This is a genomic window from Streptomyces sp. NPDC048275 (assembly GCF_040652275.1).
Classification (GTDB): domain Bacteria; phylum Actinomycetota; class Actinomycetes; order Streptomycetales; family Streptomycetaceae; genus Streptomyces.
This window is the reverse complement of record NZ_JBEZLR010000023.1, coordinates 23,293-44,229: the sequence shown is the minus strand read 5'-3', so window position 1 is coordinate 44,229 and position 20,937 is coordinate 23,293. Positions and strand designations below refer to the sequence as shown.

Genomic DNA, 20,937 nt, shown 5'->3' with positions numbered 1-20,937 from the left:
TCACTTCGTCGGCATCTGCGTCTGGGCCTTCTCGAGTTCGGCCTTCACCGACTCCGTGGTCACCGACTTTCCGGCGGCGGCGTCGGCGAACAGGTTCTTGATCGCGGTACCGACGGCCGTCTCGAACTGGGACTCGTCGGCGACCTGCGGAAGCGCGACGGCGCTCTTGGCGAGCGTGTCCTTCAGGACGGCGTTCGCCGGGGTGTTGAAGGCGGCGTCCTCCTGCGTGGTCTTGACCGGCGGGATGGAGCTGTACGCCGTGTTGAGGATCTTCTGCTCCGCGTCGCTGGTCATGAACTTCACGAACTCGGTGGCGCCGTCGAGGTTGTCGGAGTTCTTGAAGACGGCCATGTTGATGCCCGCGACCATCGAGTTGACGTTCGTGCCGGTCCCCGGGGTGCCCGACTGCACGGGCACCGGAGCGATGCCGAAGTCGTCCGCGCTCATGCCCTGCGACTCCAGGTTGGCGGACGCGGACTGCCACAGCAGCATCCCCGTCTTGCCCGTGGCGAAGTCGCTGACGGACTGGTTCTGCGCGTACTCGGCGTTGCCCGGCGCGATGATCTTGTCCGTGGCCATCAGGTCGACGTACTGCTTGACCCCTTCGACCGCGCCGTCGTTGGTGAAGTCCGGCTTCCCGTCGGCGGTGAAGAAGTCGGCCCCGTGCTGCTTGGCGAAGATGAAGGCGTGGTGGACGTTCTCCGCCGGGTTCGAGCCTTCGAAGGCCACGCCCCACTTGCCGTCCTTGGAAAGCTTCTTGCCGTCGGCGACGAACTCGTCCCAGGTGGTCGGCGGCTTCGAGATGCCGGCGTCGGCGAACATCGCCTTGTTGTAGTAGAGCGCGTACGCCATCGAGTACAGCGGCACCGCGGCCGGGTCCGTGCCCTGTGCGCCGGTGGAGCCGAGCGCCGAATCGACGAAGCGGTCCTTGCCGCCGATCTTGTCGAAGTTCTTCGCGTCCCACGGCAGCAGCGCCCCCGTGGCCTGCAGGGATGCGCTCCAGGTGTTGCCGATGTTCAGGACGTCGGGGCCCTGACCCGACGTGGTCGCGGTGAGGATTCGGTTGAGCAGATCCGACCAGGGCACGACCTCCAGCTTGACCTTGATCCCGGTGTCCTTCTCGAACTTGTCGAGTTCGGGCTGGAGGACCTTCTTGTCCATCTCGACGCTGGCGCCCTGGTTGGAGGCCCAGTAGGTCAGCGTCTTCGGCGAGTCGTTGGACCCGCCCCCCGTCGACGAGCCGCCACCACAGGCGGTCACGGCGGTCAGCATGGAGACGGTGACCGCACCGGCGGCCGCGGCTCGGATTCTGCGCATGGCTCAGGCGTCCCTTTCCAGAGGAGAGCCGCACAGGATTGTGTTCACTTCCTGAACGGCCCTCATGGCTTAATTTAGAACGTGAGTTAAGACCTGGAAGAAAGTCGCGTCAAGGGATCGCGCAGGGGTATCTTGCAGGTCGGGCAGGCCGGAAGGAAATCTCATGGCGGGGCGGAACGGGCGGACAGTGCGTGACCTGCGGCGGGGTAATCGCACCGCCGTACTGCAACGGTTGTATTTCGACGGACCGATGAGCCGCTACGAGCTGGGCCCGGCCACCGGACTGAGTTCCGGATCCATCAGCAACGTGGTCGCCGAACTCGTCGCCGACGGACTCGTCGAGGAGGCGGGCAGCGTCGACTCCGACGGCGGCCGCCCGCGCACCCTGCTGCGCGTCGCGCCCGGCAGCGGCCACATGATCGGTGTCGACGTCGGCGAAACCCGCGTCCGCGTCGAGCTGTTCGATCTGACCCTCACCGAACTCGCCCGCACCGAACGGCCGTTGGAGCACCAGGGATACGAGGCCGACCGGCCGTCGAAGCGCCAGGAGTACGACGTCGACGTCATCGTCGGCCACATCCGCGACGGCATCGCCGAGGTCCTCGCCGAAACGGGCATCGCCCCGGAGCGGCTGCTCGGCGTCGGCATCGGCGTCCCCGGCATCGTCGCCCGCACCAAGGAACTCGGCGCGGTGGTGCACGGCCAGACGATCGGCTGGGACGCCGTCCCGCTCGAATCCCTGCTCCGCTCCGCCTGTGAACTCCCCGACACCGTCCCGTACTTCGCGGACAACGGCGCCCGGACCCTCGGCCAGGCCGAGATGTGGTTCGGCGCCGGTCGCGGCGCCCGCAACGCGGTCGTCGTCCTCTTCGGCTCCGGCGTCGGCGCCTGCCTCGTCACGGAGGAGGTGGAGAACGGCCGGTCCGTGGAATGGGGGCATCTGACCGTACGGGTCAGGGGGCGTCGCTGCCGCTGCGGCGCTCTGGGCTGCCTGGAGGCGTACGCGGGGGCCGAGGCGCTTCTCGACCGCTGGCGCGAGGAGGGTGGACGCCCCCCGGAGGGCACCGATGAGGAGACCGCGCTCACGGCGATGCTCGCCGCGGCCTACCCGCCGCAGGGCGCCCCCGACGGCGAGCCTGATCCGGTGGCGCTCGCCGTCCTGGAGGAGACCGCCGAGTACCTGGGCGCGGGCCTCTCCGACCTGATCAACCTCTTCCAGCCCGAACGCATCCTCATCGGCGGCTGGGCGGGCCTCCAGCTCGGCACCCGCTTCCTGCCCGCCGTACGCCGGTACGCAGCCTCGTACGCCCTGCGCTACCCCGCCGAGCGCGTCTCCATCGACCTCGGCAAGCTCGGCCCGGACGCCGTCACGGTCGGCGCCGCGATCCTGCCCCTGGCCGACTTCTTCGCACGGGGCGGGCGGCGCGCCGAACCAGCGAGCGAAGGCCCGTCTCCGGCCTGGCGCACGGCCTTGGAGGAGCGGGCACCGCACTGAGAGGCCGGGGAACTGTGGAAAGGCGGGTGTCCTGGTGCCCCGGCGGTCGGCACGAGGGTGGAGGGGCAGACGCCCCGGTTGTCGCCGATCGGCATGACGTCCGACGTAATCGACCCGTCGCCCCGCCCTCCGGAACCATGAAGGGCGTACCCACTCGCCCCGTCACCGGATTCCGGGAGGATTCCCATGCCGTACTTCGAGAGCCCCGTCGATGGCACCGGGCTGCACTTCGTCGACTACGGGCCCGCCATGGGTCCGGTGGTCGTGTTCGTCAACAGCTCCTACTGCGGGACGGAGATGTGGGAGTTCCAGATGCTGCCGCTCGCCGAGGAGGGATACCGGTGCGTCGGCTTCGACCGGCGCGGCCACGGCCGGTCCGACGACGTGTGGGGCGGGTTCGACCTCGACAGCCTGGCCGACGACGTCGACGGGCTCCTGCGCCACCTCGACCTGCGGGACCTCACGCTGGTCGGGCACTCCATAGGGACCGCGGAAGTGGTGCGCTGCCTGACCCGGCACGGCGTCGAGCGGGTGGCGAGGGCGGCGCTCGTCGCGGGCATGGTGCCAGGGGCCGTCCGGTCCGCGGACCATCCCGGCGGTGTCGACCCGGCCGTCATCGAGGCCGGCAACGCGGCCTTCCGTCGCGACCGGGCCGCCTTCTTCGCGGACGGGGCCCACGCGTTCTTCGCCCTCGACCTCCCCGGGAACGAACTCTCCCCGGCCTACGTACAGTCCATGATCGACCGCTGCCACGGCTCGACCGCGCGTGCCGGGGCGGCCCTGGGAGACCTCGGCGTCACCCTGAACGTCGCCCCGGAGCTGCCGAAGCTCGACCTGCCCGTCCTCGTCGTGCACGGTACGCACGACACGTCCGCACCGTTGGAGCTGACCGGCCGCCGGGCGGCGCAGCTGCTGCCCGACAGCACCCTCAAGGTCTACGAGAACGCGGGCCACGGCCTGTTTGCGACGCACGCCGAGCAACTGACCGCGGATCTACGGAAGTTCATGGCCCTCGGCTGACGTCCCGTGAAGGTCACGCGAACGCGTTCACCCCGGTCAGCTCCGCCGACAGCGCCCACAGACGCGCGGCCTGCTCGGGGTCGATCGCGTAGTCCCGTACGCCGACGCGCTCGCCGTCGGTGGGAGCGGGCTCGGCGATGTCGCAGTCCTCGCAGTACACACCGCCCAGGTCGGCCAGCTGGGGCGAGGTCGCGGCCCACACCTGGGTCGCCGCGCCCTGCTCGGGCGACTTGAAGCCGGCCGGGTTCAGCGGCTTGCCGTCCTCGTCGATCCAACCGCGCTCCACCATCTCCTCCTTGGCGAGGTGACGCTGGAGCGGCGTCAGGATGCCGCCGGGGTGGAGGGCGAAGGCCCGTACGCCGGCGTCCCGGCCGAGCCGGTCGAGGTGGACGGCGAAGAGGACGTTCGCCGTCTTCGCCTGCCCGTACGCCTCCCACTTGTCGTACCCGTCGCGCCAGTGCACGTCGTCCCAGCGGATTCCCGAGTTGTGGTGTCCGGCGGAGGACACGGAGACGACCCGTGCCCCGCCCGGCTCGATCGCCGGCCAGAGCCGGTTGACGAGCGCGTAGTGGCCGAGATGGTTGGTGGCGAACTGGGCCTCCCAGCCCGGCCCGACACGGGTCTGAGGGCAGGCCATGATCCCGGCGTTGTCGATGACGATGTCGACGGTGCGGCCCGAGGCGAGGAACCGCTCGGCGAAGGCACGGACACTGTCCAGGTCGCCGAGGTCGAGTTCGTCCACCTCGACCCCGTCGATGCCGTCGACCGCCTCCCGGGCGACGTCCACCCGTCGCGCCGGGACGACGATGTGGGCACCCGCCTTGGCGAGCGCGCGCGTCGTCTCCAGGCCGAGCCCCGAGTACCCGCCCGTGACGATCGCGAGCTTCCCGGAGAGGTCGATGCCCTGGAGGACCTCGTCGGCGGTGCTGTGGGCGCCGAACCCCGAGCCGATCTTGTGCTGTGCAGTGGTCATACCGCGACGCTACGAATTGGAGAGCACTCGAAGTCAAGCGGACACGGCGGGCCGCCCTCGCACAGGGCAAGGGAAAGGCCCCGACCGGACGGGGGAATCTCGGTCGGGGCCGTCTGTGGTGGCCACGGATGGCGGTCGCCTCTCGGCGAAACGCTCCACAGGGCTTCAGCCGAACGATCGTCCCTGTGGGCAAAAGGTGAGGCCCGGGGACACTCTCCCATCCGCACCCACAATTGGTTTAACGGGAAACTACCGGTGGGTGTTCCCGTGGACCAGGGCATGCGTCGTGATGTGCGTCACGGGGAGTCACCTGCCGCGCGTGACGGCGTCTCCCCGTCCCGGGCCCAGGCCAGCAGCTCGTCCGCGGTCCAGGTGGTGATCACGCGCTCGGCGGGCACCCCGCACTCCTCGGCCCGCGCGCAGCCGTGGATCTGCCAGTCGAGCTGACCGGGCGCGTGCGCGTCGGTGTCCAACGAGAACAGCACCCCGGCGTCGACCGCCCGGTGCAGCAGCCGGCGCGGCGGGTCGAGCCGCTCCGGGCGGCTGTTGATCTCCACTGCCGTACCGGATTCCGCGCAGGCCGCGAAGACCGCGTCCGCGTCGAACTCCGACTCCGGACGGCGGCGGCCGGTGAGCAGGCGGCCCGTGCAGTGCCCGAGCACGTCCGAGAGCGGATCGCGGACGGCGGCGATCATGCGGCGGGTCATCGACCGCGCGTCCATGCGCAGCTTGGAGTGCACCGACACCACCACGACGTCGAGCCGGTCGAGCAGTTCCGGTTCCTGGTCGAGCGATCCGTCGTCGAGGATGTCGCACTCGATGCCGGTGAGCAGCCGGAAGGGAGCCCAATGACGGTTGAGCTCCGCCACCACCGTCAGCTGCTCACGCAGCCGCTCGGGGGACAGGCCGCGTGCCACGGTCAGCCGCGGAGAGTGGTCCGTGAGCACCGCCCAGTCGTGCCCGAGGCGTGCCGCGGTCCGGCCCATCAGATCGATCGGGCTGCCGCCGTCCGACCAGTCTGAGTGCAGATGGCAGTCGCCGCGCAGCAGCGCCCGCAGCCGCTCGCCGCCAGGGGCGAGCGGCCCCCCGGCCTCCTGCTCCAGCTTCTCCAGATAGGCGGGCACGTGACCGGCCAGCCCCTCGCGGACGACCTGCGCCGTCTTCGGCCCGATGCCCTTCAGCGACTCCAGGGTGCCGGCCGCCACGCGCTCCTCGGCCTCGCCGTCGGGCAGCGCGGCCAGCAGGGCCTGCGCGGTACGGAAGGCTCGTACGCGGTATGTGGGGGCCTGGGTCCGCTCCAGCAGGAACGCGATCCGGTCCAGGGCCTCGACGGGATCCATCGGCACCTCCTCCCACCAGCCTTGCCCAGCCGCCGTCGGCCCGCACGGCAGGTGCTTTCCGCCCCCGCCGGCCCTCTCCGGCCGCACCGGGGCCGCCGACGCGGCAGGGGTCGCATCGCGCCTCCGCTGACCCAAGGAAATCGCTCTACGCTCTAGTCATGACCGAAATTGCGAGCCCGTACATCTCCAACCCGCGGATCATGGTGCTCCGGGTGCAGCCGGGCACGCCGCCGTTCCGCATCATGGAGATCGACGGTGAAGTGGTCGGTGAGGCGAAGGCGATCATCGACGTCCTGACGACTGCCGCTGCGTACGGCATCACGGTCCACGACCTCGACGATCCAGAGGTGGTTCGCTGGGTGGGCGGCGACAAGCTCACCTGGACGCTGCACTAGGAGACGCCGCGGTAGACGACGCCGCATGGGAGCGCGCGGACCCCGGGTTTCGCGCCGGTGTGAGCTGTCTTGGGAGGAATGACCCCACACCCTAGGAAAGATCACCAATCGGTGGGAACCGTGCATGGGACCGCTCCGGCGTGGGCACGGTTGATCTTGCCGGGTGAGCAGGACCCGCCCCGGCATCCTCTTTCCTCCTCGGGAGTCGTCATGTTCCGTGGCTTCGTCGTGCCCGCATCCCTCCTCGCCGCGGCCGCCCTCCTCACCGCCGTACCCGCGAGCGCGGCCCCCGCCGCCGCACCGGCCTCCTCCGTCGCACGGGTCCCAGCCGCCACACAGGCCCCCGCCGCGTCGCGGGCCGGAGACGTCTGCTTCTGGACCGCCGCGGGACAGCACGGCTCGTCGTGGTGCTACACACCACCCGGCTATACGGACGTCCCGGACTTCCTCCATGACAAGGCCGCCTCCTTCCGGTCCAACGCCGACACCGCCGTGTACGCCATCGACTGGGCCCGCGGCACCTGTTACCACCGGCTGATCCGGGCGCACGACCTGGCCGACAACTGGCCCTGGGGCGCCCGCCTCGACGGCGTCGCCGACACCACGATGGGCTGCGAGGTCGGCTGACCCGTGCGACTCCTTCGCGCCTTGTGTGCCGCCGCGCTGGCGGTGCTGGCGCTGGCAGGGTGCGCCACGACACCGGCGCACCGGGCGCCCGAGCTGCCCAGGACCGAGCGCGACCGCGACGACCTCATCGACACCGCCCAGCAGGCGCTCGTCGACCGCTGCCTGGCACGGCAGGGACTGACCCTGAAACACACCTCGGACGCGGCGGACGGGCGACTGCAGGGTGCCCTCTTCGGCCGTGGCCGCCCCGAGCTCTCCGTCACCCTCGCCACCGGCTACACCGTCACCGCCCACACGGACGGCTGCCTCGCCGCCGCGCAGCGCGAGTTGTACGGCGACCAGCGGCTCTGGTTCCGTACCCGGGTCGTGGTGAACAACCTGCGCGCCGAGGCCCGGCAGCGTATGAAACACGACCCCGACTACCGTGCCGCGACCGTCCGTTGGACCCGTTGCGTCACCCCGGCGCACGGGCACCGTCCCAGCCGCCCCGATCCCGCCGTGTCCGCGCGCTGCGCCCGTAAGAGCGGCCTCGCCCGGCTGCGCAGGCAGCTGGAGCCGGCTCTGCTGGCCCGGGTCCGCGCCGAGCGGCACGGACAACTGACCACCTACCGGGAGCTGCGCACCCGCGCACTGCACCGCGCGGCGGCCCTGTACGCCGAGCGGACCGCCCAGGTAACCCGGAAGAAAGGCAGTACCTCCTCGTGATCACTAAGCGCCTCGCTCTCTCCGCCGCCGCGGCCCTGCTCGCTCTCACTGGTGGCCTGGCTCTGGCCACACCATCCGGCGCGGCCGACTGCCCCAGCGGCAACTTCTGCGTCTGGGAGAACGCCAACTTCGACGGCCAGCGGGCCAACTGGTCGGGGGACGACGGCTGGTGGGAGAGCTGGATCGCCGACACCGACTCCTCCTGGGCCAATCACGGCATCTCCGGACCGGGCGTGAAGGACCACGTGAAGGTCTACGAGGACGCCTGGCAGGGCGGCGACATGACGATCTGTCTCGCACCGGGTGAGGAGGTGGGTTACAACGCCGTGGCGAACGACCGTGGCGACTCGCACACCTGGTCCACCGGCTGTTGACCTGCCTGACGTGCCGACCGGCCGACACACCGGCCGACCGGCGCCGTTCGCCCGCGGCGGGGCCGCGGGCGAACGGTCATGCCCTGCGCGGCGGCTCAGCCCTCCGGAACCTCGCCCTTGCTGCGCCGAGCTTTCGGAGCCTCGCCCTTGCCCTTGCTCCGGCGGGCTTTCGGCGTCTCGCCTTTGCTCTGCCCGGCCTTCGGCGTCTCGGCCTTGCTCTGCCCGGCTTTCGGAGCCTTGCCCTTGCCGGGACGGCTTTGCGAAGCCCCGCCCTTGCCCCGGCGACGGTTTCGGGGATGCACCGCCCTGCCCAGCCGCCGCCCCAGGAGCAGATAACCCACCAGTGCCCCGGTGGTGTTCAGGATGACGTCATCGATGTCGAAGGCGCGCCCGGTGATCAGCGCCCCCTGGACCAGCTCGACCAGCAGCATCACCGCCGCCGTGAGCAGCAGCACGCGTAGGATCCCCCGGGCCCTCGGCACCAGCACCGGCAGCAGCAGCCCGAAGGGCACACCCAGCAGGACGTTCCCGCCGATCTGCTTCGCGGCGTCGCGCAGTTCCGGCTGGTCGAGATAGGCCTCCAGGGAACGCCCGGGGTGGAGATTGGTGTGGATCAGCGCCTTCGACGCCGGGGACGGCTCCAGCGTCAGCCGGGCCAGCGCGACGGCGAACGCCACCATGGCCACGAAGGCCAGCAGCATGACCAGCAGCCGCACGGGCAGCGGGAGTGCCTTGCGCCCCGCCGGGGGCGCCGATGGGCGCCGACCGGATTTCGCGGTGCGGGTGGAGCGCGGGGTGCCCGAGCGTAACGCCGTACGCGCCATTCGATCCTCCCGGTTTCAACTGCCCTTCTGGTAAAGGTGGTTACCCGCAAAGCGGGCTTCGATGCCGGGCGCCTTCGCGCCTCGCGGTCGTGGGGAGGTGCGACTGGTCTGGATGGCGCAGAACCTCTCCACCTCGCCGGCCTGTCCTGCTGCTCCTCGCCCTGTGTGCGGCCACCGGCCCTTCCAAAAGGAGGGCCCGGGATGGACCGGAACCGGGTCATGCCAGGATGATGTTCTGACAGTCACTCGCCGCGGTACATCCCATGGCGAGATGCGAGTCCAGGACGGAGCCAGGCAGCATGACCTCCCCGAGCAGCGGCGCTCACTCATTAAAGATCGATACGACCAAGCCCCACCCGGCCCGGATGTACGACTACTTCCTGGGCGGGAAGGACAACTACGAGGTCGATCAGCAGGCGGCCGAGCAGTTCATGAAGGTGGCTCCGGAGGTGCGGGCCGGCGTCCGTGCCAACCGGCGTTTCATGGAGCGCGCCGTCCGACACGTCGTCGAGGAAGGCGGCATCCGGCAGATCCTCGACGTGGGCACGGGCCTGCCCACTGCGCCCAACGTGCACCAGATCGCGCAGGCGATCGCTCCCGAGACCCGCGTCGCCTACGTCGACAACGATCCGATCGTGAGCGCTCACTCGATGGCCCTCCTGGAGGACACCGACACGACTGTCGTCCTGGCCGACCTGCGTGATCCCCGTGCCGTCCTCGACCATCCCGAGGTGCGCAAGGTCATCGACTTCGACCAGCCGGTGGCTCTCCTGCTGGTGGCCGTCGTGCACTTCATCACCGACGCGGAGGACCCGGACGGCATCCTGGCCACTCTCCGTGACGCGCTGCCCACCGGTTCCTACCTCATCCTGTCGCACGCGACGGGCGACATCCACGAGGACCGGCGTGAGGACGCGGCGGCCGTCTACAACAGTGCCACCGCCACCCTGAACCTCCGGCCCCACGCCCAAGTCCTCGACTTCTTCGGCGACTTCACCCTGGTCGAGCCCGGCCTGGTCAAGGTCACGGACTGGCGCTCGGACGAGCCCCCGAAGCTCAACGCCCCGCCGATCGGCATCTACGGCGGAGTGGCCCGCAAGAACGGCTGACCAGCCAACAGCCCTGTTGGCCCAGTCCGCGTGTCCCGTCGGCATCCGGTACCCGGCACTGCGAGCGTCCCACTGGATGCTCGCAGTGCCGGTGGCGGGCGGGGGCGATCGAGTTCCCGGAGGGGCATCCGGATCCTGACGGTGCCGAATGGCTCTTCGAGGTATTGACCGACCGGACGCCGGAGGCGTTCCAGAGGTTCGCCGAAGACTACTACGAAACCGAGGTCGACGCCACCAGGATCGGCTGTCCCGTCGGAGGCGACGCGTCGCGAGGCGCCGGTCCGGCCTTCTGAGCGGCTCGAGGGCGAAGGGCTCAGTCGGCCTGTTCTCGGGTGCCTCGGCCGGTTATGGCCAGCCACTCCGGGGCCGGTTCGGCGTCGTCGTATGCGTCATGCCAGTTCCACCATTCGTACGGTGGGGTCTGGGGACAGCCTTCGGGCGAGTCCTCCCATGTCTCCTGCCGCCCGAGCGCGGTCATGTCGAGGTAGCTCCAGGTGCTGCCCAATGCCTCATCGCCACGGGCGTTGATGAAGTAGGTGCGGAACACGCTGTCGCCATCGCGGATGAACGCGTTCGTGCCGTGCCACTCGTCCACACCGAAGTCGTTGTCGAAATCGTCGGTGATCGTGTACCAGGGAATCGTCCAGCCCATCCGCGCCTTCAGACGGCCGATGTCCGGCTGCGGTGCGCGCGAGACGAAGACGAGCGTGGTGTCGCGGGCGTTCAAGTGGGCAAGGTGGCCGACGTGGTCAGCCACCATGGAACAGCCGCGGCAAGCGTGGTCGGGCCAGCCGAAAACGCCGGGTTCGTGGAAGGCGCGGTAGACGATCAGCTGGCGGCGCCCCTCGAACAGGTCGAGCAGACTTGCCTTGCCCTTCGGCCCGTCGAATTCGTACTTCTTCTCCACCGCCAGCCACGGCATCCGGCGACGCTTGGCGGCCAGTGCGTCACGAGCGCGGGTCAGCTTTTTCTCTTCCACGAGGAGCTGCTCGCGCGCGGCCTCCCACTCCTGCGGCGAGACGATCGGGGCTGTCTTCATGGCGACATTCACCTTCCCGTTCGGTCTGAGCTCGTGCGCCAGGCAGGGAGGGGTGAGCTGGGCGCCGCTCAGCAGCACCCCTTGCGTCCAGGGTCGGGCGCCATCGACACAGGCGCACGCCGACCCCGAAAGTATTCGGTCTTCACCGGCGGTTGCCCGTGGGGCGCGGGAGCGCTTCCATGGAGATCATGTCCATGTCATCCAGCATCGGAAGGCCGCTCCGACCCGCACTCGGCGCGCTGCTCACCGCGCTGGTGTCCTTACTCACCGCGGTGCTGCTCACCGCACCCCAGGCCTCGGCCGCACCCGCGGCGCCCGTCCGGGTGTCCGCCGCACCCGCCGAGACCGCACTCGCCAGGACGGCACTCGCCAAGACCGCACCCGCTGAGACCGCCGCCGCGGCCCTCACCGAGGTGACGAACTTCGGCACCAATCCCAGCAACCTCCAGATGTACCTGTACGTGCCGGACAGTGTCACCGCGCACCCGGCGGTCCTGGTGGCCGTGCACTACTGCACGGGCTCCGGCCCGGCGATGTACTCCGGCACCGAGTACGCCGCACTGGCCGACCGCTACGGCTTCATCGTCGTCTACCCGTCGGTCACCCGCGCCAGCAAGTGCTTCGACGTCTCCTCGCCCCAGGCCCTGAGCCGTGGCGGCGGCAGCGACCCGGTCGGCATCAAGTCCATGGTCGACTGGGTCACCCGCACCTACGGCGCGGACACGTCCAGGATCTTCGCCACGGGCATCTCCTCCGGCGCGATGATGACCAACGTCCTGCTGGGCGACTATCCCGACGTGTTCGCGGCGGGCGCCGCGTTCGCCGGGGTGCCGTTCGGCTGCTTCGCCACCACCGACGGCTCCGAGTGGAACAGCGCCTGCGCGAACGGCACCGTGACCCACACCCCGCAGGAGTGGGGGAACCTGGTCCGCGCCGCCTACCCCGGCTATACGGGGCCCCGGCCGCGCATGCAGCTGTGGCACGGCACCGAGGACGCCACCCTGCGGTACCCCAACTTCGGAGAAGGGATCAAGCAGTGGACGAACGTCCTCGGGGTGAGCCAGACATCCGCCGCCACGGACTCGCCGCAGGCGGGGTGGACCCGCACCCGCTACGGCGCCACCGGTGACCAGGCTCCGGTCGAGTCCATCAGCCTGCAGGGCGTCGGCCACAACCTCGTGACCGGCGGCATGGCGGCCCGTGTCCTCACCTTCTTCGGCCTGGACAGCACCGGCCCCGCGCCGCAACCCCAGCCGGGCGGCTGCCGGGTGGCGGTCACCACCAGCGCCTGGAACACGGGCCTGACCGCCTCCGTGACCCTCACGAACACCGGCACCACCTCCGTCAACGGCTGGCAGCTGAGCTTCACCCTCCCCTCGGGCCAGACCATCACCAACGGCTGGGGCGCCACCTACGCGCCGACCACCGGCACCGTGACCGCGACCAATGCCGCGTACAACGGCACGATCGCCCCGGGCGCCGCCGTGACCATCGGCTATCAGGCCGGCCACAGCGGCAACTCCGGGACTCCTGCCGCTTTCACCCTCAACGGCACGGCCTGCACCGTCACCTGACCGCCCGCCACAGGGCCTCCGTTCAGGCGCGGTAGGTGACGGTCACCTCCTTGAAGCCCAGCGAGCGCAGCAGACCGTCGAGCATGCTGGTGGTGTTCTTCTCGGCCCGTTCGGTGAGTTCGCTGTCCTTGGCGGCCGCGCCGATGTGTTTGGACGCGAGTTGTTGCACGGCGCGCTCGTCGTTCGGGTTGTCGGAGAAGAAGTCGCCGAGCCGGTCCAGCAGACCGCGCTGTTTGGAGACGGCGTAGGAGCGGTCGGGGTCGAGCGCGGGCTTGCCGAGGGCCGCGTGCGGCAGTCGGAGGGTGGCCGAGGTGCGGTCGGCGTTGACGGTCACGTCCTTCTCGGCGAGCCCGCCGAGGTTGACGTACGCGTCGACCGTGCCGGCCCCCACGTACAGCGTGCGGGTGCCGCGGATCGCGTCGGGCAGGAACTTGGCGTCCTTCTCCAGGTCCACCACCACCTGGAAGTTGCCGGAAGCGGCGTTGTAACGGCTCATGTCCTGGATCGATTTGAGGAGGGCGGGTCCGGAGCGGTCGTTGGTCTCGGTGCCGAACAGGTCGCGCAGCCCAGGCAGAACGGCCAGCCGCAGCCCGGCGAACAACAGCACGAGCACCAGCGCGACAGCACTGATCACCTTGGCCCACCCGGGCATGCGTTTGATGGACGTCGTCATGTCGACGGTCCTCCTTCCTGCTAACCGGATGCCCCTCAAATCCCTTGGTAGGCCGCTCTGTTGGCGGATTTGGTGGCCCGGGCGGGAGCGCGGGCGGGAGCGCATCCACCCCGGCGGTACGGATGGCCCGCGCTCCCACCGCAGTTCGCCGTACGCCAACGGAGCACCGCGTCCGCCCCGCGTACGGCATCTGCCGGACTACACGCGGTGGTCGCCCGACGGGTGAGACCACCAGACACCTTCTCCGTGGGTGAGCCCCGGCAGTCGCAGCTCGATGTCCCGCACCCGCCGGGCCGGCAGTTCTCCGGTGACCAGCCAGTCGGTACGGCCGCCGGTGGTCTCCTCGAACCGCGTCCCGAGGGAGGCGAGGAGCGCTGTGACCGGGGCCAGTGCGTCGAGCGGGAGCTCCACCTCGAACGCGTGGTACGGCTCGTACACCCGCGTCCCCGCCCGCTCCAGCGCGCGCCGCAGGACGATCGGGGTGAGACCGCGGAAGTCGGCGGCCGTGCTGATCGGCGCGGCGAATCCGGAGCGGACGAGCGTGGCCCGGTAGTCCGTCACCGGCCGGCCGTGCGGACCGGTGAGCAGGGTTGCGTGGACCGTGTCCTCGATCGCCTGGTGGAAGGCGCGGGGGAGGGCTCCGAGTTCGGTCTCGTACGTGAAAGCTCCGCCCGAGCCGCGTGGTCCCGGCTCGATGCGCAGCCCGATGGTGGCCCAGAACCCGGTGTGTCCGTGCCGTTGGATCTCCTCGTACGCCTCACCGGTGCCGGTCGGCCGTTCCAGGAATCGCACCCGGCTCGGTTCGAAGTCCGCCTCGATGCCGAAGTCCTGGGCGAGCGTGGCCGCCACCACCTCCTTCTGGACCTCGCCGTAGAGGAGCAGCGCGGTGCCGCCGGACGCGGCAGGCCGGGCGTGCAGCAGCGGGTCCTGGTCGGCCAGCGTGAGCAGGGCGGAGCGCAGCCCAGCGGCCTGGTCGGGACGCCTGGCCCGGACCAGGGTCTCCAGCGTCGGAGCTGCGAACTGCGGTGCCCGGTCGGTGACTTCACCGAGACGGTCACCGACCCGGATGCCGCCGACGCCGCGGACCGCGGCGATGTTGCCCGCGGTGAGCGTGCCCGCCCCCGGTCTCCCGACGACGTCCAGTTCCCTCGCTCGGCCGGGCACTTGGGTGGTGCGGCCGTCGGCCTCGCGACGCCGGAACGTGAGTCGCTGACGATGTGTCACTTCACCGTCGTACAACCGCAGATACGCGGTCCGCTCACCGCCGGGGCCGGGCCGCACGGCGAAGACCGTGCCCCGTGGCTCCGCGGAGTCCGGAGCCTTCAGGGGGGGAACGAGCCGGACCAGCCCCTCGACGAGTTCGGCCACTCCCTGCCCGCCTAGGGCGGACCCGAAGCAGACGGGGTGGAGAGAGCCGTCGGCGGTGTGCGCGGCGAGCGCCGCGGCCAGCTCCTTTGGGGTCGGCGCGGGCCCGTCCACCATCCCGGCCAGCACGTCGGCGTCGACCTCGGCGAGGGTGCCGGCCGCCGCCTCGTCCAGCGGCCGCGGCACGACCCGGGCGTACGCGGTGCCGATGTCACGCACGCCGGTGAGCGGGACGACGTTCGGCGTGAGACGGCGCCGGACCTCGTCGAGGAGAGCCTCGTCCCGTGCCCCCGCCCGGTCGATCTTGTTGATGAAAATGAGCGTGGGCAGCCGGAGCCGGCGCAGGGTCTTCATCAGGACGCGTGTCTGCGCCTGGACGCCCTCGACGGCGGACAGGAGCAGCACCGCGCCGTCCAGTACCTCCAGGGCGCGCTCCACCTCGGCGATGAAGTCCGCATGCCCGGGGGTGTCGATCAGGTTGATCTGGACGTCCCCGACGGTGAAGGCGGCGACGGCCGAGCGGATGGTGATCCCGCGCTGTCGCTCGATCTGTCCGTCGTCCGTGCGGGTGTCACCGGCGTCGACGCTGCCGAGCCGGTCGAGGGCGCCGCCGTCGAACAGCAGCCGCTCGGTGAGGCTGGTCTTACCCGCGTCGACGTGGGCCAGAATTCCGATGTTCAGGGTGTGCATAGGTGGTCGAGTCCTCGAGAACAGTCGTCCGGTGGGGGCGCTGAGCAGTTCCGAGGAATCGGCGCATGTCGTTCTCCCGTGGGTGAGGGGCGCTGGCGATGCCATGATGCCGCGTCCCCGGTGACCGTCCGCAACCGAATTTCCCCCGGCGGGAGTACCCGGTGAGGTCCCAGTAGCATGAGGCACGCACCCCGGGACGATCATGCCAACCGGCGACGCATCCCGGTTCGATCATGCGAGGAGCGGTCGTGCGTGACATCGCCGTGTTCAGCGGTAGTGCCCATCCTGAACTGGCCGCCGAGGTCTGCGCGCATCTCGGTGTGCCCCTCAGCCCGACCCGGGTCAGCCGGTTCGCCAACGACTGCCTGGAGGTGCAGCTCCAGGCCAATTGCCGGGAGCGCGATGTCTTTCTCGTACAGCCGCTGGTCGCCCCGGTCCAGGAGCATCTCGTCGAACTGCTGATGATGTGCGACGCGGCGCGGGGCGCGTCCGCGGGCCGGATCACGGTGGTCATGCCGCACTACTCGTACGCCCGTTCGGACAAGAAGGACATGCCGCGGATCTCCATGGGCGGGCGGCTGGTGGCGGACCTGCTGGTGGCGGCCGGGGCGAGCCGTGTCCTGGCGATGACACTGCACTCCCCGCAGGTCCACGGGTTCTTCTCGGTGCCGGTCGACCACCTGCACGCCCTGCGGGAGCTGGCGGTGCACTTCCGCGGCTACGACCTGTCGCGTACGACGGTGGTGTCGCCGGACCTGGGCAACGCCAAGGAGGCCGCCGCCTTCGCACGGCTGATCGGCGCCCAGGTGGCGGCCGGCGCCAAGCAGCGGTTCGCCGACGACCGGGTGAGCATCAGCTCCGTGATCGGTGAGGTCACCGGGCGCGATGTCATCGTGCTGGACGACGAGATCGCCAAGGGCAGCACCGTCCTCGAACTCCTGCAGCGGCTGCGGGAGTTGGAGCCTCGCTCGATCCGGGTCGCCTGCACGCACGGGCTGTTCGCGGCGGGGGCGCTCAAGCGACTCAGCGACCAGGAGGACGTGTTGGAGATCGTGTGCACCAACACGGTTCCGGTCCCGGTCGAGGAACACACCGAGAAGCTGCGGATCCTGTCCATCGCTCCGGCGCTCGCGGAGGCCGTGCGGCGCATTCACAACGGCGAGTCCGTCAGCGCCCTGTTCGACGCGCCCCGGAGTGAATAGACATGATCGGGCGGCCGGTGCGCACGGTCGCGGCCTGCACCAGGTCCTCTCCCACGCACCCGATGACGGGGGCCTGGCCCCGACAGTACGGGGGCCAGGCCGTCAGACGTCGTCGGAGGCGGGGACGAGCAACCGGGGATCGATGTCGGTCACGCTGTCCGCGTAGTCGAGCCGGGCGGCCGCCGACATGAGCCGGTCGTACTCGTCCTGCCGCAGCGCGAGCCGGAACGAGTTGACCGTGTTGATGAGGTAGTCGATCGCGAGGTCCGCCTCATCGTTCGCGACAAGGTGGCGGACCGAATCGAGGGCCGGCACGGTTTCTCCTCGAGCCGAGGCTCGTTGCTTGAGAGTGTCGACCACCGTGCGGATGATGTCGTCCGCGGAACTGTTCATGAGCTGTTTTGGTTCCTCGGTGTCTTGTGCATCAGAACGAGCCCGACGTGGCCTCGGGCTGCCCCAGCGCCTCGTCCAGGGATGCCGAGGGCGGCAGGAGGTGCGCCAGGCCGGTCACCTTCAGGACGCGCAGCGTCACCGGCTGGGTGCAGACGAGGTGAATGCGCCCGCCCCGGTCGAGTACCCGGCGCCTGGCCCGGTACAGCAGGCGCAGCCCCGAGCAGTCGAAGAACTCGGCCGGCCGCAGGTCGATCACGATCTGCGGCCTCCGGTGCCCCGTGGCGGAGTCCAGATACGGGGTGATCTCCAGCGCCGCGAGGATGTCGATCTCCCCGTGGAACTCCAGCACGGTGTGACCCCGCATCCGGTGGATGTGCAGATGCCGGGTGAGCGGTGCGGGGCCGTGTGTCACGACGACATCGCCTCCAACCGTTCCCTGCTCTGCAAACTACCCTCGTTGGAGCGAATTTCAGCATGTTCGATTGGTATCTGAGACGCCGGTATAGCAGCGATCATCCCTGACGGCAAACGTACAGGTCGCAGCGTTAGAGCCCCGGAGTGATCCGGGGCTCTTGCTCTACCCGTGCTGAGTGTGTGCTGACCTGGAGGCACCTGTGATCACCCCAGGAAACCTGTCCCGTGCTGGGTCGGTGCTGATCTCCTTGTGTGTTCCTGTTTCGAGGCGTGGCGTTGTCGGTCCGGTCGACCACTGCGTCTGTGTGTAGCGGAGCGTCGTCGCAGACCGCCACTGCAACGCGCCGCCGCCTGCAGTCGTGGCCGGAGCCGATCCCGTGGTGGCGCGGGCCGTGAGGTGTTCGGCACCGCCGAGGGTCTCCGCAGCCTCGGTGATCTTCCCGGCCGGTACGTCGCAGATACGGGCGGTCACGCCGGGGCGGTGTCGGTGACGCGGTCGGCGAGTTCCTCGAAGCCGACGGTGTGCGCTTCGACGAAGTCGCGGTCGATCCGGTCGGTCTGGATGATCTCGTGCAGCAGGGTGTCGAGCAGGGCCACGTTGGTACCCGCGCGGAGTGCGAGGTGGACCGCCGCACGGCGGGCGGCTGGTACGTGACCGTGTCGGCCGGGCGGTCGGTCATGGCCAGGTACGAGGCGATGATCAGCGCGTAGTTGACCGGGCATGATGCCGGGTGTGACGGCTGAGCAGATAGCCGGGTGGGATGCCGAACCGTCCGCATTGACACGTTCGTTGGGGTACTTGTTCAACCGGCCGGAGCCGCGGGTGGTGTTCGCGCATTTCGTCGAGGGGCTGCTGGCGGAGCTGCCGAGGAAGAACGGCTGGACGCTGTCGGAGCGTGCCGGGCATGTGACCGCGGACCGGATGCAGTGGCTGCTCAACGGATCGGTGTGGGACGCCGACCGACTGCGTGACGCGGTCCGCGCTTACGTCATCACACATCTGGGCGGCGAGCACGCCTCACTCGTCATCGATGACACCCAGGCGCAGAAGAAGGGGACGAATCGGTAGGGGTGGCTTTTCAGCACTGCGGGCTGACCGGTGATGTCCGTAACTGCCAGACCATGGTGATGCTCACCTACGCCACCGCCGCCGGGCACGCCTTCATCGACCGCCGCCTGTACCTGCCCGAGGAATGGACGAACGACCGCGACAGGTGCCGTGAGGCCGGGGTGCCCGACAAGACCCGCTTCGCCACCAAGCCCGAGCTGGCCATCGCGATGCTCGCGAACGCCCAGGCGGCCGGGGTTCCGTTCTCGTGGGTGCTGTCCGATGCGGGCTACGGCCGTGACCTGCAGCTTCGGGTCTGGTGCCACGACCGCGCGGTGCCGTACGTGTTCGCCGTCCCGGTCGACCTCCCCATCGACGGCCCGCCGGGCAAGCCGCGTCAGCCGGCGGTGCGGCGCGCCGACGACCTGCTCCACTACGCGAAGACCCGCGACCAGTGGGAACGCCGCTCCTTGGGCGACGGCGCCAAGGGCGAACGCCTCTACGACTGGACGGCCTTCGCCGTGCGGGTCAAGGAGGAGAACCCGGCCGACGGCCACGCGCACTGGCTGGTGTTGCGACGCTCCTTGCACCCCAACCGACGCGGCAAGGACGGCAAACTCCACCGGGAGATCGCCTACTTCCTCGTCCACGCCCCCACCGGCACCACAGTCTCGGAGGTCATCGCCAGGGCTGGCGGCCGCTGGCAGATCGAGGAGGACAACGAAATCAACAAACAGCTCGTCGGCCTGGCCCAGTGCCAGGTCCGCAAGTGGACCCCTTGGCACCGTCACGTCACCGCCTGCATGCTGGCCACCGCGTTCCTCAGCATCCAACGCGCCGCCATCCACGAACCCGACCAGACCCCCGAACCCGAGCCGGACACCAAACCGGAGCAGGCCCCCGACCAGGGAAAAGCCCCGAGCATCGACGAGAGCGAGGCCGCTGGCTGATCCCCGGCGCGCTCCTGCGGCCCTCGGCCCACACCATCCGGCACTGCCTGGCCGCCACCCACCTCAACCTGCGCCACCCCGTGGAGACCGTCCTGACCTGCGAGTTATGGCGCCGACTCCACCAGACCCGCGCCATGGTCAGTCACTATCGACGCCGCGGAGACCCGCTCCCCGACCGCCTCCGAGCCCGCCAGGCCCGCGAAGAAGCCGAGCTGCTGGCCGACCGTGTTCACCGGCATCGCTCAACTGCTGCCCAAGCCCCTGCCTGCTTCCACCACCGCGACCGCCGACAGCAGCCCGCCCGGTACCCCCCCCTCGGCTTCCCCGACCTGTTGGTGCTCTTCGGCATGCCCTGGGCCGCCGACTCACCTCCGGGGCCTCGTCCGACGCCCCGGACGGAACGCGTCCGCGTCCGGGCAGGCCAGCGGCGCGTGGACTGCGCGGACGGTGTCGATCAGGTCGGGGAAGCGGCCCTCGCGCCGGGCCTGCGCCAGCTGCGCGGACAGGTGGCGGTACATCGGAGCCGTGTGCGGCAGGACGCCCTCGGGGACCAGCCGGTACATGACCTGTTCTCCACCGTTTCGATGTCTCGTGAGACATCCGGATAGAGGTTTGTCTGCGCTTATGAGGTGTCGTCATGGCTGGGGTCGAACTTGCGGGTTTGCCTGCGGCTGAGACACCCGCGGTGTTGGTGACGAGCAGCGACCGGAGCACATGGCCAGACTCGTAAAGGCTCACGAGACTGCCGTGGACCGCGCATCCGACCGCTCACGAGGGCGGTTCCGTCCCGGCCTGCTCGCTCACCAGGTACCGCGCGTACCAGTCCGGCCAGTCCGGGTCCTCCGCACCGATGCGCGCCTCGTGCTCACCGTGCGCCGCCGCGGCCCGCCGCAGGGCGCCCGCCAGGTCCTCGGCCGAGGCGAACGACGTGGTCGCGGGATCCAGCCGTCCCGGAAGCCGTGTGGTGACCTCCTGCAGGAGCCAGCCGTTGCCGTCCGGGTCACTGAACGACAGGAAGGAGCCATAACTGCCGCGTTGCGGATCAGGACCGGGCACCCGGGCGTCAGCGCCGGCGTGGTGGAAGACGCCGCCGACGTCGTGAAACACATCGCTCGGCTCGGCGCCGCGCCGAATCAGCTCGTCATGGGCGGCCTCGATGTCGTCGACGACCAGGTGCAGGCCTCGAGCCGAGCCCGAGGCCTGATCGGTGACCGATCTACCGAAGATGACCGACGCCGGGGAACCCGGAGGGGTCACCTGCACCACCCGGAAGTCCCCGTCAGGGGCGATGTCCGCGTCGAGCCGCCAGCCCAGCGCCGTGTAGAAGTCCTTGGCCCGGTCCACGTCGGACACCGGCACCACGACGACCTCGAGTTTCATGTCCATGGCTTGCGCCTCCCGTCTCGGAGG

General features: G+C 70.0%; 21 protein-coding genes and 2 pseudogenes. 10 read left to right on the top strand and 13 right to left on the bottom strand.

Annotation, left to right across the window (positions count from 1 at the left end):
• Entirely contained in the window at positions 1-1,317 is a 1,317-nt protein-coding gene (locus AB0D57_RS16440; RefSeq protein ID WP_362072268.1) for a sugar ABC transporter substrate-binding protein, read from the bottom strand.
• Between the two features lie 163 nt (positions 1,318-1,480).
• Here AB0D57_RS16440 and AB0D57_RS16435 point away from each other — a divergent pair, with 163 nt between their 5' ends.
• The gene (locus tag AB0D57_RS16435) at positions 1,481-2,812 is read left to right on the top strand and encodes an ROK family transcriptional regulator (RefSeq protein ID WP_362072266.1); all 1,332 of its coding nucleotides are present in this window, start codon (positions 1,481-1,483) and stop codon (positions 2,810-2,812) included.
• A 186-nt stretch (positions 2,813-2,998) separates the two neighbouring features.
• Positions 2,999-3,832: an alpha/beta hydrolase gene (locus AB0D57_RS16430; RefSeq protein ID WP_362072264.1), complete on the top strand. Its 834-nt coding sequence runs from the start codon at positions 2,999-3,001 to the stop codon at positions 3,830-3,832.
• A gap of 13 nt (positions 3,833-3,845) precedes the next feature.
• On the opposite strand, the gene AB0D57_RS16425 is transcribed toward AB0D57_RS16430, so the two are convergent.
• Positions 3,846-4,805 carry an SDR family NAD(P)-dependent oxidoreductase gene (locus tag AB0D57_RS16425; protein ID WP_362072262.1) on the bottom strand — a complete coding sequence of 320 codons (960 nt, stop codon included), beginning with the start codon at positions 4,803-4,805 and terminating at the stop codon, positions 3,846-3,848.
• 296 nt (positions 4,806-5,101) lie between these two features.
• On the bottom strand, positions 5,102-6,145 hold the full coding sequence (locus tag AB0D57_RS16420) for a PHP domain-containing protein (RefSeq protein ID WP_362072260.1): 1,044 nt from the start codon (positions 6,143-6,145) through the stop codon (positions 5,102-5,104).
• 158 nt (positions 6,146-6,303) lie between these two features.
• Here AB0D57_RS16420 and AB0D57_RS16415 point away from each other — a divergent pair, with 158 nt between their 5' ends.
• The 4 genes from AB0D57_RS16415 (at position 6,304) to AB0D57_RS16400 (ending at position 8,246) form a co-directional block, all read left to right on the top strand.
• Positions 6,304-6,540, top strand: coding sequence for a hypothetical protein (locus tag AB0D57_RS16415; protein WP_362072258.1), 237 nt, complete (start codon positions 6,304-6,306; stop codon positions 6,538-6,540).
• A gap of 210 nt (positions 6,541-6,750) precedes the next feature.
• Positions 6,751-7,167, top strand: a complete 417-nt coding sequence (locus tag AB0D57_RS16410; RefSeq protein WP_362072256.1) for a hypothetical protein — start codon at positions 6,751-6,753, stop codon at positions 7,165-7,167.
• Positions 7,168-7,170: 3 nt separating this feature from the next.
• Complete coding sequence (locus AB0D57_RS16405) at positions 7,171-7,872, top strand: hypothetical protein (protein WP_362072254.1); 702 nt, start codon at positions 7,171-7,173, stop codon at positions 7,870-7,872.
• Complete coding sequence (locus AB0D57_RS16400) at positions 7,869-8,246, top strand: peptidase inhibitor family I36 protein (protein ID WP_362072252.1); 378 nt, start codon at positions 7,869-7,871, stop codon at positions 8,244-8,246. Before AB0D57_RS16405 ends, AB0D57_RS16400 begins: the two co-directional genes overlap by 4 nt.
• A 95-nt stretch (positions 8,247-8,341) precedes the next feature.
• Here the strand turns inward: AB0D57_RS16400 and AB0D57_RS16395 are convergent, their stop codons facing one another.
• Entirely contained in the window at positions 8,342-9,070 is a 729-nt protein-coding gene (locus AB0D57_RS16395) for a VanZ family protein (protein WP_362072250.1), read from the bottom strand.
• Positions 9,071-9,369: 299 nt separating this feature from the next.
• On the opposite strand from AB0D57_RS16395, the gene AB0D57_RS16390 reads away from it, so the two are divergent.
• Positions 9,370-10,179, top strand: coding sequence for an SAM-dependent methyltransferase (locus tag AB0D57_RS16390; protein ID WP_362072248.1), 810 nt, complete (start codon positions 9,370-9,372; stop codon positions 10,177-10,179).
• A gap of 313 nt (positions 10,180-10,492) precedes the next feature.
• Here AB0D57_RS16390 and AB0D57_RS16385 read toward each other — a convergent pair whose 3' ends face one another.
• Entirely contained in the window at positions 10,493-11,296 is an 804-nt protein-coding gene (locus tag AB0D57_RS16385; RefSeq protein ID WP_362072246.1) for a DUF899 domain-containing protein, read from the bottom strand.
• Positions 11,297-11,412: 116 nt separating this feature from the next.
• Here AB0D57_RS16385 and AB0D57_RS16380 point away from each other — a divergent pair, with 116 nt between their 5' ends.
• The gene (locus AB0D57_RS16380; RefSeq protein ID WP_362072244.1) at positions 11,413-12,792 is read left to right on the top strand and encodes a PHB depolymerase family esterase; all 1,380 of its coding nucleotides are present in this window, start codon (positions 11,413-11,415) and stop codon (positions 12,790-12,792) included.
• Positions 12,793-12,814: 22 nt separating this feature from the next.
• On the opposite strand, the gene AB0D57_RS16375 is transcribed toward AB0D57_RS16380, so the two are convergent.
• Entirely contained in the window at positions 12,815-13,465 is a 651-nt protein-coding gene (locus AB0D57_RS16375) for a DUF4230 domain-containing protein (RefSeq protein WP_362072242.1), read from the bottom strand.
• A 198-nt stretch (positions 13,466-13,663) separates the two neighbouring features.
• Positions 13,664-15,520 carry a tetracycline resistance ribosomal protection protein Otr(A) gene (gene otr(A), locus AB0D57_RS16370; protein ID WP_362072240.1) on the bottom strand — a complete coding sequence of 619 codons (1,857 nt, stop codon included), beginning with the start codon at positions 15,518-15,520 and terminating at the stop codon, positions 13,664-13,666.
• A gap of 248 nt (positions 15,521-15,768) precedes the next feature.
• Here otr(A) and AB0D57_RS16365 point away from each other — a divergent pair, with 248 nt between their 5' ends.
• Positions 15,769-16,722, top strand: coding sequence for a ribose-phosphate pyrophosphokinase (locus tag AB0D57_RS16365; protein WP_362072238.1), 954 nt, complete (start codon positions 15,769-15,771; stop codon positions 16,720-16,722).
• 102 nt (positions 16,723-16,824) lie between these two features.
• Here AB0D57_RS16365 and AB0D57_RS16360 read toward each other — a convergent pair whose 3' ends face one another.
• The 3 genes and pseudogenes from AB0D57_RS16360 to AB0D57_RS16350 all read right to left on the bottom strand — a co-directional run.
• The gene (locus tag AB0D57_RS16360; protein ID WP_362072236.1) at positions 16,825-17,115 is read right to left on the bottom strand and encodes a hypothetical protein; all 291 of its coding nucleotides are present in this window, start codon (positions 17,113-17,115) and stop codon (positions 16,825-16,827) included.
• A 31-nt stretch (positions 17,116-17,146) separates the two neighbouring features.
• Positions 17,147-17,527 (bottom strand): anti-sigma factor antagonist, encoded by a 381-nt coding sequence (locus AB0D57_RS16355; RefSeq protein ID WP_362072234.1) that lies wholly within the window; start codon positions 17,525-17,527, stop codon positions 17,147-17,149.
• 390 nt (positions 17,528-17,917) lie between these two features.
• Positions 17,918-18,171 (bottom strand): annotated as a pseudogene (locus AB0D57_RS16350) (nitrate reductase); the annotation flags it as partial.
• A 79-nt stretch (positions 18,172-18,250) separates the two neighbouring features.
• Here AB0D57_RS16350 and AB0D57_RS16345 point away from each other — a divergent pair.
• Positions 18,251-19,527 (top strand): annotated as a pseudogene (locus AB0D57_RS16345) (IS701 family transposase).
• Positions 19,528-19,631: 104 nt separating this feature from the next.
• Here AB0D57_RS16345 and AB0D57_RS16340 read toward each other — a convergent pair.
• From AB0D57_RS16340 to AB0D57_RS16330, 3 genes are all read right to left on the bottom strand, one after another.
• Entirely contained in the window at positions 19,632-19,766 is a 135-nt protein-coding gene (locus AB0D57_RS16340) for a hypothetical protein (RefSeq protein WP_362072233.1), read from the bottom strand.
• 126 nt (positions 19,767-19,892) lie between these two features.
• Positions 19,893-20,090 (bottom strand): hypothetical protein, encoded by a 198-nt coding sequence (locus tag AB0D57_RS16335; RefSeq protein ID WP_362072231.1) that lies wholly within the window; start codon positions 20,088-20,090, stop codon positions 19,893-19,895.
• Positions 20,091-20,295: 205 nt separating this feature from the next.
• Positions 20,296-20,913 carry a VOC family protein gene (locus AB0D57_RS16330; RefSeq protein WP_362072229.1) on the bottom strand — a complete coding sequence of 206 codons (618 nt, stop codon included), beginning with the start codon at positions 20,911-20,913 and terminating at the stop codon, positions 20,296-20,298.
• Between the last annotated feature and the right edge of the window lie 24 nt (positions 20,914-20,937).